This window comes from Cnuella takakiae, assembly GCF_001953305.1.
GTDB lineage: Bacteria > Bacteroidota > Bacteroidia > Chitinophagales > Chitinophagaceae > Flavisolibacter > Flavisolibacter takakiae.
In genome coordinates this window covers 1991150-2003533 of sequence record NZ_MTFE01000010.1, presented here as the reverse complement: position 1 = coordinate 2003533, position 12384 = coordinate 1991150, and the positions used below count along the sequence as shown (strand labels likewise).

14 protein-coding genes are annotated in these 12384 nt (G+C 49.0%); 6 read left to right on the top strand and 8 right to left on the bottom strand.

Annotated elements, in window-relative coordinates:
• Positions 1–229 precede the first annotated feature (229 nt).
• From rpsG to BUE76_RS08775, 3 genes are all read right to left on the bottom strand, one after another.
• Positions 230–697 carry a 30S ribosomal protein S7 gene (gene rpsG / locus BUE76_RS08790; RefSeq protein WP_073042567.1) on the bottom strand — a complete coding sequence of 156 codons (468 nt, stop codon included), beginning with the start codon at positions 695–697 and terminating at the stop codon, positions 230–232.
• A gap of 121 nt (positions 698–818) precedes the next feature.
• The gene (rpsL, locus tag BUE76_RS08785; protein WP_073042568.1) at positions 819–1220 is read right to left on the bottom strand and encodes a 30S ribosomal protein S12; all 402 of its coding nucleotides are present in this window, start codon (positions 1218–1220) and stop codon (positions 819–821) included.
• Between the two features lie 222 nt (positions 1221–1442).
• Complete coding sequence (locus BUE76_RS08775; RefSeq protein WP_073042572.1) at positions 1443–2507, bottom strand: branched-chain amino acid aminotransferase; 1065 nt, start codon at positions 2505–2507, stop codon at positions 1443–1445.
• Between the two features lie 65 nt (positions 2508–2572).
• Here BUE76_RS08775 and BUE76_RS08770 point away from each other — a divergent pair, with 65 nt between their 5' ends.
• The 5 genes from BUE76_RS08770 (at position 2573) to BUE76_RS08750 (ending at position 5977) form a co-directional block, all read left to right on the top strand.
• On the top strand, positions 2573–3262 hold the full coding sequence (locus BUE76_RS08770) for a hypothetical protein (protein ID WP_073042573.1): 690 nt from the start codon (positions 2573–2575) through the stop codon (positions 3260–3262).
• 257 nt (positions 3263–3519) lie between these two features.
• Positions 3520–4098 (top strand): RdgB/HAM1 family non-canonical purine NTP pyrophosphatase, encoded by a 579-nt coding sequence (gene rdgB, locus BUE76_RS08765; protein ID WP_245798340.1) that lies wholly within the window; start codon positions 3520–3522, stop codon positions 4096–4098.
• 25 nt (positions 4099–4123) lie between these two features.
• On the top strand, positions 4124–4669 hold the full coding sequence (locus BUE76_RS08760; protein WP_073042670.1) for an RNA polymerase sigma factor: 546 nt from the start codon (positions 4124–4126) through the stop codon (positions 4667–4669).
• A gap of 2 nt (positions 4670–4671) precedes the next feature.
• Positions 4672–5448 carry a hypothetical protein gene (locus BUE76_RS08755; protein WP_073042576.1) on the top strand — a complete coding sequence of 259 codons (777 nt, stop codon included), beginning with the start codon at positions 4672–4674 and terminating at the stop codon, positions 5446–5448.
• A 100-nt stretch (positions 5449–5548) separates the two neighbouring features.
• Positions 5549–5977 carry an acyl-CoA thioesterase gene (locus BUE76_RS08750; RefSeq protein ID WP_073042672.1) on the top strand — a complete coding sequence of 143 codons (429 nt, stop codon included), beginning with the start codon at positions 5549–5551 and terminating at the stop codon, positions 5975–5977.
• A gap of 70 nt (positions 5978–6047) precedes the next feature.
• On the opposite strand, the gene BUE76_RS08745 is transcribed toward BUE76_RS08750, so the two are convergent.
• The 3 genes from BUE76_RS08745 to BUE76_RS08735 are packed head-to-tail and all read right to left on the bottom strand — an operon-like array spanning position 6048 to position 9050.
• Positions 6048–6791 (bottom strand): shikimate dehydrogenase family protein, encoded by a 744-nt coding sequence (locus BUE76_RS08745; RefSeq protein WP_073042578.1) that lies wholly within the window; start codon positions 6789–6791, stop codon positions 6048–6050.
• On the bottom strand, positions 6788–7561 hold the full coding sequence (locus BUE76_RS08740) for a phosphosulfolactate synthase (protein WP_073042580.1): 774 nt from the start codon (positions 7559–7561) through the stop codon (positions 6788–6790). The genes BUE76_RS08745 and BUE76_RS08740 overlap by 4 nt, the downstream gene beginning before the upstream one ends.
• Before the next feature lie 58 nt (positions 7562–7619).
• Positions 7620–9050: a tetratricopeptide repeat protein gene (locus BUE76_RS08735; protein ID WP_073042581.1), complete on the bottom strand. Its 1431-nt coding sequence runs from the start codon at positions 9048–9050 to the stop codon at positions 7620–7622.
• A gap of 150 nt (positions 9051–9200) precedes the next feature.
• Between BUE76_RS08735 and BUE76_RS08730 the strand changes: the two genes are divergently transcribed.
• The gene (locus BUE76_RS08730; RefSeq protein WP_073042583.1) at positions 9201–9557 is read left to right on the top strand and encodes a hypothetical protein; all 357 of its coding nucleotides are present in this window, start codon (positions 9201–9203) and stop codon (positions 9555–9557) included.
• Between the two features lie 59 nt (positions 9558–9616).
• Here the strand turns inward: BUE76_RS08730 and BUE76_RS08725 are convergent, their stop codons facing one another.
• Positions 9617–10267 (bottom strand): hypothetical protein, encoded by a 651-nt coding sequence (locus BUE76_RS08725; RefSeq protein WP_073042585.1) that lies wholly within the window; start codon positions 10265–10267, stop codon positions 9617–9619.
• Between the two features lie 141 nt (positions 10268–10408).
• The gene (gene yidC / locus BUE76_RS08720; RefSeq protein WP_073042586.1) at positions 10409–12250 is read right to left on the bottom strand and encodes a membrane protein insertase YidC; all 1842 of its coding nucleotides are present in this window, start codon (positions 12248–12250) and stop codon (positions 10409–10411) included.
• Positions 12251–12384: the final 134 nt, after the last annotated feature.

Sequence of the window (12384 nt, the reverse complement as noted above, 5' to 3'; positions counted from 1 at the left end):
ACGGAACGGCGGCGCAACGTAAATACATGTTGGTAGGTTGTGTTGATGATAGCTTACCTACTCTTTGGGTCATTGTGCCTTAGCGAGCAACTTCACTTTGCGGCTTTGCTCCTTAGCGCCTTTGCGTGAACCTCCCGTTGCGCCGCCGCTCCGTTGCTTCGTTGCGTGAAATAAAAAACCACCGCCTGGAAAGGCAGTGGTTTCAAAAGTTCTATGCTTAACACGCAGGTTATACGCGGAAGTGAGCAAAAGCCTTGTTGGCTTCAGCCATACGGTGGGTATCTTCTTTCTTCTTGAAAGCGGCACCTTCACCTTTAGAAGCAGCTACGATCTCGGCAGCCAGTTTGTCGGCCATCGAGCGACCGTTGCGCTCACGGCTGTAGCGAACCAGCCATTTGATGCTTAGGGAGATCTTACGATCCTGACGCACTTCAGAAGGAATCTGGAAGGTAGCACCACCAATACGACGGCTGCGTACTTCTACTGCAGGCGTTACGTTGGAAAGGGCTTTTTTCCAGATTTCGTAACCGTCTTCACCAGTGGTTTTGGCTACTTTATCCAGTGCATCGTAGAAAATGGTGAAGGCTACGCTCTTCTTACCTTCCCACATGATGTTGTTTACGAAACGGGTAACCAGCTTATCGTTAAAGCGGGGATCCGGAGCGAGAGGCAGCTTTTTAGCTTGTGACTTACGCATGTCTTTTAAAGTTCGACCAGAGGTTCTCAGGCGCGGTGCTGAGCTGCTTGATCGGGTTTAATGTTTTGAATGAAACACAAATTATCAGCGGAATCTAAATTCATCCGCGAAACCTGTGATCTTATTTTTTCTTAACGGGCGCTTTTGCACCGCCTTTGTCTTTCTTAGTACCGTACTTGGAGCGGCTCTGCTTACGGTCTTTAACACCGGCAGTATCCAAAGAGCCACGTACGATGTGGTAACGTACACCAGGAAGATCCTTCACACGACCACCGCGGATCAACACGATAGAGTGCTCCTGCAGGTTGTGGCCTTCACCAGGGATGTAGGCAATAACCTCCACCTTGTTGGTGAGACGAACCTTGGCTACTTTACGCAGCGCAGAGTTAGGCTTCTTAGGGGTTGTGGTATAAACGCGGGTACAAACACCACGGCGTTGGGGGCATGCATCCAGAGCCCTGGATTTGCTTTTTGCCCGGATGATCTCTCTTCCTTTACGTACTAGTTGCTGTATAGTAGGCATTACGAACCTTTTGTTTTTGGGACGGCAAAGGTAACAGACCAAATGTGAATAACCAAAAAAAGGATGGCCGTTCCGGCATTTTTATCCACATCGCAGGTATTTACACCTGAATTTTCCTTTCCAAAGCCCCCAAACGGGATGAAAAAATAATTGGGCAAACGGTAGACTTGAAGACCTGTAATCATACAAATCTTTCCAAATCATACAAATCTGCGGTTCTGGTTAGATGGTTACCAGCCAGCCATAACGGTCCTCGCTCCTGCCGTAACGGATATCGTCCAGCAGTCGCTTGGCTTCAGGCATAACGGTCCAGCTAGCCACATCGAAGTTCATCACGAAATCCTTATAACGCAGTTCCTTGATGGGCGACACCGTTGCAGCCGTTCCGGTGCCAAATACCTCTTTCAGGGTACCTGCCTTGTAAGCATCGATCAGTTCATCGATTGAGATGGGGCGCTCTTCAATCTCTAAACCCATTTCCTTTAGAATGGTGAGCACACTCATACGGGTTACGCCGTGGAGAATGGTGCCTGCTTCCAAGTCGGGGGTAACGGCTTTGCCGTTGAGAATAAAGATCACGTTCATGGTACCGATCTCCTGCACGTACTTGTGCTCGTAGGCATCGGTCCACAGTACCTGGTCGTAACCTTTGTCCCTTGCAATGGCGGTAGCCATCATGGACGCGCCATAGTTGCCGGCAGCCTTGGCATAGCCAATACCACCTTTCACGGCACGCACATACTGCTCTTCTACATAAATACGCATGGGCGTACCGTAGTACGGGCCAGTTGGGCTCAGGATTACCAGGAACTTGTAGTTCTCAGACGGACGTACGCCAATCAGCTCATCGCTCGAAAACATGAAGGGGCGGATGTACAGCGAATGATCGGCCTGGGCAGGAATCCAGTTCTTGTCCACGGCAATCAGCTGGCGGATGCCTTCCACGAAGATCTCTTCGGGAACGGCGGGCATCATCATGCGCTCGGCGGAGATGTTGAAGCGTTTGAAATTGTCCTGCAGGCGGAAAACCACTGCGTTGCCTGCATCATCCTTGTAGGCTTTGATGCCTTCAAAGATGGCCTGACCATAATGCAATGCAGCCACCGAGGGATCAAGGCTCAGGGGGCCATAAGGCTTGATGGTCACGTTTTGCCAGGTGCCGTCGATGTAGTCGGCTTCCAGCATATGATCGGTGAAATACTTGCCAAAGGGAACGTTCTCCAGGCTGAAGCCTTCCAGTTTCGACTGGGCAGCTTTTATTACCGGGATCTCTTGGGTAGCAACCATATTGTGTAATTTAGCAGCCGCAAAGAAACAGAAAAACACCAGAACCGCAGCCACAAACTTGTAGCATGAGCCTCAATAACATTCCTTTAAACAACCGACTACTTTCGCAACTCTATACCGATACGCTGCTGGACACAAGCGTTCCACACAAACATGTACAGGAGATAGAGCCTAAGGTGAAGGTTGTGGAAAAAGTTCAGGCGGATGTTACCGAACCTGTTGTTACACCAAAGCCAGCACCTGCAGCTGCCCCGGAACAACTAAAGGCGCCAGCAGCCGTTGCTCCCCCCCTTGCCGCATCAGCCACTACCCTGCTGCCTTTGGAAGAACCCGCGCCAAAATATGAAGCTTCACCGGTGGCAATGGGCAATACGCCTTCCCTGGGTGGTAACAAAAAAGGAATCCTCATAGTAGTGAGCAATGATGCTTACCCTTACCTGCCAGATGCAGAACTGGAGTTTTTGTCCAACATCCTCAGCGCCTGCCGCCTGAGCATCGCTGATGTGGCCATTGTAAACTTTCACCACTACCCGCAGCCTTATACCGAGTTACTGAAACAGTTCAACAGCAAACAGGTGCTGCTGATGGGCGTTACGCCGCAGCAGGTAGACCTGCCCTTCAACTTCCCGCATTTCCAGCTGCAGAACTTCGACCAGCGTACTTACCTCTGCGCCCTGCCCCTCGGCCCAATTTCCCAGAACCGGGACTTGAAAATGCAGCTGTGGGGGTGCTTGAAGAATATGTTCGGCATATAGAACCGGGGATTGATAGGATTTTAAAAGGATTAATAAGATCCGGAATGAAAAGCATAAATATTCATAATTCAAAGGCGCAGCAAGGCTGTGCCTTTTTCATGTGTTTTGTATGATCTATTGATTACAAAGAAGTTCGGAGCACCATATTTTCACAACTAAAGCACTTCCAACAAGAGGGTTACATTCTAGAAATCCTATAAAATCATATAGGTTAGCGGTTCCTACAAATCCTTCAAAAATCCTGCAAATCACTGGTTATGATTTTTGCCACCAACAACACCAACAAAGTAAAAGAAGTCCAGTCCTTGCTTCCTGCCGTCCTACAGGTACAAACCCTGAAAGAAGCCGGCATCGATATCGACATACCCGAACCCCATGATACGCTGGAGGCAAATGCCCTGGAAAAAGCCCGGGTAATCCATCAAATGACGGGACAGGATTGTTTCAGTGAGGATACCGGCCTGGAAGTAGCGGCGCTGAACGGCGAACCCGGCGTGCGCAGTGCCCGGTATGCCGGCGAGGTAAAATCGGACGCTGCTAATATGGCCTTGTTGCTACACAAGCTGGAAGGCAGTGAAAATCGCAAAGCCCGTTTCCGCACCGTGGTGGCCCTTATCCTTAATGGACAAGAGCACTTGTTTGAAGGCATCTGCGAAGGCCGGATTATTGCTGCACCCAAAGGCAGTGAAGGCTTTGGCTACGACCCCATATTCGTACCCGATGGCAGCGAAAGCAGTTTTGCAGAAATGGGCATGGATGAAAAAAACAAGTTCAGCCACCGCAAAAAAGCCGTTGCGCAGCTGGTAACATTTTTGAATCAACAACCGCAAACCTGAAATATTGCAACCTGCAGGCAACCAAATGACCCCGGAGTCCGACTTAATTGAGGGTAGCCTCCGCGGCGACCGCAAGGCACAGTCGGAATTATACCACCGCTTCGCACCGAAGATGTACGGGGTATGCCTGCGCTATGCGGCCAATGCCGAAGAGGCAGAGGACATACTACAGGAAGGCTTTGTAAAAGTGTTCCGCAAGCTGGAGAGCTACCGCAGCGAAGGTTCGTTTGAAGGTTGGGTGCGCCGCATTTTTGTAAATACGGCCATTGAGCACTTCCGCCGCAAAACGCACCTGCAACCCTTAACCGAAAAAGAGGAGGAAACCTACGAAGGCAGCTACCTCACCGCGCTGGACAATATGGCCGAAAAGGATATTGTGGCGTTGGTGCAGCAATTGTCGCCCGGGTACCGCACCGTGTTCAACATGTACGTAGTGGAAGGTTATTCGCACAAACAGATCGCCGAGTTGCTCGGCATCAGCGAAGGTACTTCCAAGAGCCAGTTGAGCCGTGCCAAGCAAATACTGCAGGACCTGGTGCAAAAACACATTGAAAAACGAAAAGTACGCTGATCATGCAAACAGGTTGGAAAAGCAGACTGGAAGAATGGGCCCCCGAACCGCCCGCAATGGGGTGGGAACGCCTGTCCGAACAACTAGAAGACAAACCCCTGTTCGCCCAAAAGCTGCACAATTATAGTTCCGTACCTCCGACTGATGCTTGGGAAGCCATCCAAAAAAAGATGGAACCCGAAGCGATAAGTGCACCTGTAATCCGTATGCTGCCCCGCAATAAATGGATACGATACGGCAGTGTGGCAGCGTCCTTACTGTTTGCTTTTTTCATTTTCCGCCAGTACAACACCACAGCGCCCAACAGTGGTGTTAGCAGGCATAGGGCTCCCGTTGAAAGTACGATTGTGCCCCTGCCGGATAACAGGCACTCTTCGCAGGATGTTGCTTCCGAAATCGTAACAAGAGCTACATCTACCGCTCCATCCAATAACAGGTTTACACAAGCTACTTACTCCCTCCTTCCGGGTTCAGGCTCCGGTCCTATTCCATATGCCCAACCTGCACGAAACAATGATTCCCGCTTGTACGATGTGGTACCAACCAGTTACCTTGTTGCAGACGAAGAACTGGAGCGTTACATGGTGGTATCTGTTGCCGATGATGCCGCAGTAAGGCTGCCCAAAAAACTGTACGATCTGTTTCGCTGCGGCGAAGTACCGCTGCCTGCAGGCTGTACGGAGTTGGTATTGCAGCTCAAACAAAGGGTAGCCAACCCTTCTTTGGTAACTACAGCCGATTTTGCCGGTGTAATGGAAATGGTACAACAGGTAGACTAATAACTTAAGTACAACTATTTAGAATTCCTGTTTCAAAAACAAGGTAAAGGAACCACCAACTGGTGATTCACTCCCACTATTTGCGCCTATCTTGCGGCGCATGGCACGCATCAAACTGGAACTACCCGAAACTTTTACTTTCTCTACCCTCCTACCCATCCGCATCACCGATGTAAACTATGGCGGGCATGTGGGCAACGACACCATTCTTTCCTTGCTGCACGAAGCAAGAATGCAATACCTGAAGCACTACGGATACTCTGAACTCGATATGGATGGCGTTAGCCTTATTATGGGTGATGTAGCCATTGAATTCAAAAATGAAGTGTTTTATGGCAATACCCTGCGGGCCTATGTTACCGCTTTTGATTTCAGCCGTGTAAGCTTTGACCTGGCCTATATGCTGGTAAATGAAGGAGATGAAAAAGTGGTGGCGCTTGCTAAAACAGGCATGATCTGTTTTGATTACAACAAACGCAAAACGGCAAGTGTACCTGAAGTAGTAAAAGAAAAATTATCCGGAATTTAGTGATAGGAACGCAGATTGAACGGATGAAACGGAATGGAACAGATATCCGTCTTCATCCGTTCAATCTGTTTTATCCGTGTTCCGATCCCGTCCAAATGCGCCAGCTTTCCAGCGCCTGGCCAATCAGCATTTCATACCCATTGGCAGTCTGAGCACCCCGGTCAGCACCATGTTTTAAAAACAAGGTTTGTTCGGGGTTATAAATCAAATCAAATAACAGGTGCGCCGGTGAGATAGCATCATAAGGCAGCAGCGGGGCTTTATCCATTTTTGGATACATGCCCACCGGAGAAGTGTTGATCACCAGCCGATGCGAAGCCATCAAATCAGGTGTCACTTCTTCATAAGTTATGGTATCGCTTGTTTTAGTTCTCGAAACAACCTGGTAGGCAATTCCCAGTTGTTCCAATACATAAAACACCGCTTTTGCCGCACCACCTGTACCCAGCACCAAAGCATGGGTATGCTGCGGCTGCAATCTTTTTTGCAGTGAATCGCGAAAGCCTACAACATCGGTATTGAAGCCATGCAGTTTACCATTTTCTATCTTGATACAATTGCAGGCACCAATAGCTGCTACTACCTCGTTTTTGGCATGTAAAAAAGGAAGCACTGCTTCCTTGTAAGGTATGGTCACATTTAAGCCACGCAGGTCTGGGTGCTGTTGCAGCAGGCTTTCCAGCTGACCAATATGTTCCAGTTCAAAGTTGTCGTAACGGTCCTCAGTCCTCCCCTCTTTTGCAAACTTATCGGTGAAAAAACCTTTCGAAAAAGAATGCTTCAGGGTTTTACCCAGCAATCCATACAGGCTCATTGGGCAGTTGCTTTGTCGAGGAAGAGGTGGAAGGTGTCACCACGCAAACCAATGCGCATGGCTTCCAGAGGCAGCACTTCGGTAGGTGCAATGTTGCCCAGGTTTACGTTGCAACCCAGCAGCTCGATAAAATACAATTGCTGTTCTTTCTGGGGAGCTTCCCAAAGGATGCGCTCGCCGGGAATTTGGGTCAGAATTTCCTGTACCAGGCCTTCACGCACCTCACCTGAACCGCGGTAGATACCTACGTTTCCGCCTTCGCGGGCTTCGGCAATCACGTATGTGGCACCGGCGCTGAGCTCGGCACGCATCAGTTCAATCCATTTGTATGGAGGAATGATGTGTGCGGCGTCCTTACTACCTACCTCGCTCAATACGGTACCGTGTGCGGTGAGTTTTTCAATATAGCCGCACTTTTCGGTATGCGGAATGGTGATGGAGCCATCACTCACTTCCATGTATTTGATACCAAAGTTTTTGCACACAGCGATATAATCATCAAACTGGTTGCGGATCAGGAAAGCTTCAAACAGGGTACCGCCGAAGTAAACGGGGATGTCGTAAGAAGCATATACTTCGAGTTTTTCCTCGAGGTTGGGGGTAACAAAGGAAGTACCGAAGCCAAGCTTCACGATATCGACATGCGGATGCGCTACGCTCATAAAATTGCGTGCTTCATTTACGCTCAGGCCTTTGTCCATCACCATGGTGATGCCTGCCTTACGGGGCTTGGGATGGCGTTCCGGAATCTGTGTCAGGTTGAAATTCATGTGTAGCAGATTGTTAACCCTAAATTTATTGCGGGCAAAAATAGGGGAAAACTATCTGCTATTGTTGTGATTTGCCCCCACGCTTTCGCTTGTAGCGGGCAATGGTTTCAATCACCTGGCTATGCTGGAGCAACGATGAATTCAGGGCTACCAGCTTTTTAAGTGTGTTGGGCGACAGTTCCAATCCCTTTTCCAAGTACAACAATGCCTCTTTTGGTTTGCCTTCGGCAAACAGTATGGCAGAGAGGTAATAGTAAAATACGGGTTTGTTGTTGGTGGCATCCAGGGCTGCCAGCACCTGTTGCTTGGCCTCGAAGTAGTACTCCGCTTCATAAAGGCAACGTACAAGCGCTTCCCAACCGGCTACCTTCTTGGGCCGCGTACGCACCACATAAGAGAAGTACAGGATGGCTTCACGATATTCACCCATCTGCAGTTTGCATTCGCCCATCAGCAGGTTGTACTCCTGTTGGTTGCGGTGCAGCCGCAGCGCCGACTCTAATTGTTTGGAAGCATTTAAAAATTGCCCTTCGTTGTAGTAGGTACAGGCAATTTTGTAATACAACTTACTGTCTTCCGCATTCATGTTGGAAGCTTTGCGGTAGTAAGCCCTTGCCTGTGTGTATTCCTTCATCCGGTCGTAACAATGACCGATGGCTTCATAGATCACTTCTTCGGGCTTGGACAATTCCAGCACTTTTTCCAATGCCTCGATAGCCTCTTTGTACTTACGCAGCCTGATATATGCATCCCCCATATTGCGGTAGGCATAATCAAACTTCTCATCTATCACCAGCGCATACTGGTAAGCATCAATTGCCTTTTCAAACAACTTCAATCCCTGGTAAGCTGCAGCCAGGTTAAACCAGGCCAGCTCGTTGTAGGGATGTTCGTCGATGATGGAAAGGTGCAGGCGGATGCTTTCTTCGTTGCGGCCGGTAAAATCGGTCCAGAAGCAGATTTTGTATAAAGCTTCTTCATTGGTTGGCTCCTCTTTGAGGATCATCACCAGGCAATCGAATACCTTTTCAAACTCCTCGTAGTCGTCAAACACGTCGGCCAACTCAAACAGCAGCTCGATGCGCTCCTCGCCTTCAAACAGGTTGATGGATGTTTCCAGCACTTCGGCAGCCTTCTCGGGCTTGCCAATGGCCATATAAACATCTGCCTTTAAAATGTAGAGATTTATATCCGTTGTGTCCAGCACCTCGGCACGCTCCAGCAGGTCGAGTGCCTGGTAGTACTTTCGGGTGGCGATCAGCAGATCGGCCTTCTTGAACAACAGGGTAGCGTTAAAAGGAAAATGCTCGATGGCAATGGCGGCTGCTTCCAGTGCCTTGCCCATATCCTCTTTATCGTCGAAGTAGTCGATGATGCGTTCAAAAGCCTCTTCTTCCAGAAACGGGCTGCTTTTACCCAGTCTCAGGTTTTCATAGTTACGCAACAACTCCTGCATCTGCTCACGGTCAAAATATTGGTCTGACTGCATCCTAAATTCCTCCGGTTACAATTTACTATTAAGCCAAAAAAGCGCCAATAATCACAACTTTTCTTTATCCCCACACGTTTAACATAGGCGAAAAGAAATTCTACAGGCAAGCATAAATGTTAATATTATTTAGTACTTTCGCTGTTGCAAATGAAACTAAACCGCCAAATAACCCCGATTCTTCAGCGGAAGCTTGCTACCCTGGTGCTCCTTTCGGCATCAATGGTGGCATTCGCTACTTTGGGCGAAGGTGGTAAGAAATCTGAATTTCCGCGCAGCAAACAAAACCTGCTTTCTGCACGTACCGGCACGGTCAATTATAAAACCTTTACCCTACGTTCGGGGTATAGCTACCGTGGCAGTAAGGTGTTGAGCCAGACAGAAAGCAACAATTACATCATCCTCAATCAGCCTGTAATGGTTGAAAGGGGGAATCAGGCATACATCCTGCCGATTAAACGTAAGGTGCTGCTGGACAAGGTAAGTTTTAAACCAACCCGCTACTAGTTACATCCGCTATAAGACAGTAAAGCCGGCCTTGCGCCGGCTTTTTTATTTAGGGCAATTTACATGCCCTTACTTTCTTCGTAGGTCATGATACGGTAACCCGCCTTTGGCAGATCGAAACGGGCAACAGGCACGGTGGTGAAACTGATTTTGGACACGGTATAGGTAATGCTGGTACTGCCCATATTGGTTTTAAACTCCAGCGCCAGGCCGGGCAGGTTTTGCCCCATTACACTGAAATTTTTATTGTCCACCTGCACATCGGGGGTGTACCAAACTTCTACCGGGGTGCCGTCAGCTAGTTTACCCACCGCCTTTTTACAGTTATAACCCAAAATATTCCGGGTCGAATCCTGAAGGCTATACTGCACATCCAGGTATTTGTTGTTCAATTCCTTCCAGTTGGCAGGCGTCAGGTTGATCATGTATTTCTGGGAGCCATAATCCTTTAGTATCACAATGCTGTTGCGGGCGCCATCCACCAATGTGCTTTGCGTACCCAGTGCGCTCACCATATCGCTGCGGCTATTGTTGCCTTTCAGGTAAACAGTAGTATTGGCGCCATCCAGGAAATCGGCCGCCTTGGGCTTTTCCGAACCCGTATTGATTACCACATTATACTGGATAATGCCTTCGGTAAGTTTCTTTTGGCTAAACGCAAAAACGGAAAACAAAACCGCCAGGAAGGATAAAATGCCTTTTTTAATCATAACCACGTCTTAAAGACGAGCCAAATATCCCCATTAGTTGGCTCCAACAATGACAAAGGGTTCAAAAAGTTTAGGGGTCCATATTTTCAGCCATCTGGTGCCGAAAACATGAACCCCTAAGATTATTAGTATGAAAGCAGCTTATTTTTTGGTACGCTGCTGCATGTCCTGTACTTTTTTCTGTTGGTCCTGTATGGCCTCAAAACGCTCCTGCCACTTGCTTTTTGCTTTTGGCTTGCTGCGGTTTTCTTCAATTTTCGCCAGGATCTTATCATGGTTGATGATATAGTTCTGGATCACAAACTGGAGCACCAGGGTTATGATGTTTGAAACGGTATAGTACCAGGTCAAACCCGAAGGCAGTTTGTTGAATACAAACAGGAGGATGAAGGGGAAGATGTAAGGCATGTACTTCATCACCGGGTTGCTTTGGTCGGGGGTCATGCTCATGCTATAAATGGAAATAGCAAAAGAAGTGAGCACCGCGGTAATGGTAAACAGGCTTACATGGTCGCCGTAAAAAGGAATGGCGAAGGGTAAGTTCAGGATCGAATCGTACTGCGCCAGGTCATCGGCCCACAGGAAGTTTTGACCCCGCAAGGCCACTGCCGAGTTGAAGAAGGAGTACAGGGCAAAGAAGATGGGCAGCTGGAGCAAACCGGGGATACAACCACCCAGGGGGTTTACACCGGCTTCGCGGAATAGCTTCATCTGGTCCATGCTCATGGCCTGCTGGTCGTCGCCGTGTTTGGCTTTCAACTTTTCGATCTCAGGGCGCAGGGCCTTCATCTTGGCACCGCTCAGGTAGCTGCTATAGGTGATTGGCGAAATCAGCAGGCGGATGGCCAGGGTCAGCAACAGGATCACGATACCGTAGTTGCTGGTAAGGGTCCGGAACAGGTCGAAAAGGGGAATTACCACCCAGCGGTTCAGGTATTTTACAAAGGCAAACATACCGCTGCCCAGGTTCACCATGTCCTCCAGGTCGTTGCCGTACTGCTTCAGGATCTTGTAGTCGGTAGGACCGTAATACAGGGCTAGGGGAACTGTTGTGTTTGCAGTTGCAGGAAGGTTAACCTTCATATTGGCTACAGCCTGTACAATGGTGTTGTTCTTACTGTCGGCAGCAGGCGCCGTCCAGCTAACTTCACCGGAAGTGAAATTGTTTTTGGCTACCAGTGCGCTGGCAAAGAATTGTTGTTTTACCCCAACCCAGTTTACAGGCTGGTCAAACTCCTCGCTGCTGCTGCCGGTAATGTTTTCGTAATCGGTGCTGCCATCGGCCTTATAATTTATAGCCGACTGGGTGCGCTCATAGCTCAGGTCTTTTTGGAGCTGGCGGGCTTCGTTTTGCCACAGCAGGTTGAGGGTATTGTTTTGGGTGAGCTGCTGCACGCCGTTCAGGCCAATGGTAAAGTCAATCAGGTAATTGTTGGGTTTAACCACATACTGGTGTACAACGGCTGCGCCATTGGCGCCCAGCAACTGGTATTTAACCGTTGTGGAACCATCGGCGTTTTTAACGGTCTGTCCACCCTGAAAGTAAAAATTAGCCACATCAGCGGTGCGGTTGTCACCGGTGCGTACCACGTAGCTGATCTTATCAAAATCAGATCCGGCCAGTCGAACATGGTTGCTGTCGGTGCCTTTAAACTGGTTGAGTTCTACATACCGGGGCTGACCGCCTTTGTTGGAAAACACCACTTTCATTACATCGGTCACCACTTCGGTAAATTGCTCGGTGCCGGTAGCCGCGGACTGGAAACCGCCGGCGGAAGCAATACGGCTTTGCGAATCGAGGCGCATGGAGTCGCGGCGCAGGGCAGCACTGTCCACTTTAGGCATGCGGGCAAGGGCCACCGAATCTTCGTAAGCCCTTTTCTTTTGGAAAGCTGCCTGTTCCTGGCTATTGTAAAAAAAATAACCTAAAAACAGCACAGCCATAGCTACGAATCCAATGATCGTATTCCGGTCGAAATTCATTTGCAAAAAAATTGATTGATAGTACTCCGGAAAACCGGCGCCAAAGATCCGCTGAACATGTTGCCCTTCGGTGCTTTGGCTTCGCCCTTCCTTTGTTTAAAGGCGGCAAAGATAGTCAGGAGTTTCGGTTACGA

Excerpts from the sequence above, each read along its gene's own strand:
- rpsG (WP_073042567.1), bottom strand. The coding sequence starts at position 697 with ATGCGTAAGTCACAAGCTAAAAAGCTGCCTCTCGCTCCGGATCCCCGC.
- rpsL (WP_073042568.1), bottom strand. The coding sequence starts at position 1,220 with ATGCCTACTATACAGCAACTAGTACGTAAAGGAAGAGAGATCATCCGG.
- BUE76_RS08775 (WP_073042572.1), bottom strand. The coding sequence starts at position 2,507 with ATGGTTGCTACCCAAGAGATCCCGGTAATAAAAGCTGCCCAGTCGAAA.
- BUE76_RS08770 (WP_073042573.1), top strand. The coding sequence starts at position 2,573 with ATGAGCCTCAATAACATTCCTTTAAACAACCGACTACTTTCGCAACTC.
- rdgB (WP_245798340.1), top strand. The coding sequence starts at position 3,520 with ATGATTTTTGCCACCAACAACACCAACAAAGTAAAAGAAGTCCAGTCC.
- BUE76_RS08760 (WP_073042670.1), top strand. The coding sequence starts at position 4,124 with ATGACCCCGGAGTCCGACTTAATTGAGGGTAGCCTCCGCGGCGACCGC.
- BUE76_RS08755 (WP_073042576.1), top strand. The coding sequence starts at position 4,672 with ATGCAAACAGGTTGGAAAAGCAGACTGGAAGAATGGGCCCCCGAACCG.
- BUE76_RS08750 (WP_073042672.1), top strand. The coding sequence starts at position 5,549 with ATGGCACGCATCAAACTGGAACTACCCGAAACTTTTACTTTCTCTACC.
- BUE76_RS08745 (WP_073042578.1), bottom strand. The coding sequence starts at position 6,791 with ATGAGCCTGTATGGATTGCTGGGTAAAACCCTGAAGCATTCTTTTTCG.
- BUE76_RS08740 (WP_073042580.1), bottom strand. The coding sequence starts at position 7,561 with ATGAATTTCAACCTGACACAGATTCCGGAACGCCATCCCAAGCCCCGT.
- BUE76_RS08735 (WP_073042581.1), bottom strand. The coding sequence starts at position 9,050 with ATGCAGTCAGACCAATATTTTGACCGTGAGCAGATGCAGGAGTTGTTG.
- BUE76_RS08730 (WP_073042583.1), top strand. The coding sequence starts at position 9,201 with ATGAAACTAAACCGCCAAATAACCCCGATTCTTCAGCGGAAGCTTGCT.
- BUE76_RS08725 (WP_073042585.1), bottom strand. The coding sequence starts at position 10,267 with ATGATTAAAAAAGGCATTTTATCCTTCCTGGCGGTTTTGTTTTCCGTT.
- yidC (WP_073042586.1), bottom strand. The coding sequence starts at position 12,250 with ATGAATTTCGACCGGAATACGATCATTGGATTCGTAGCTATGGCTGTG.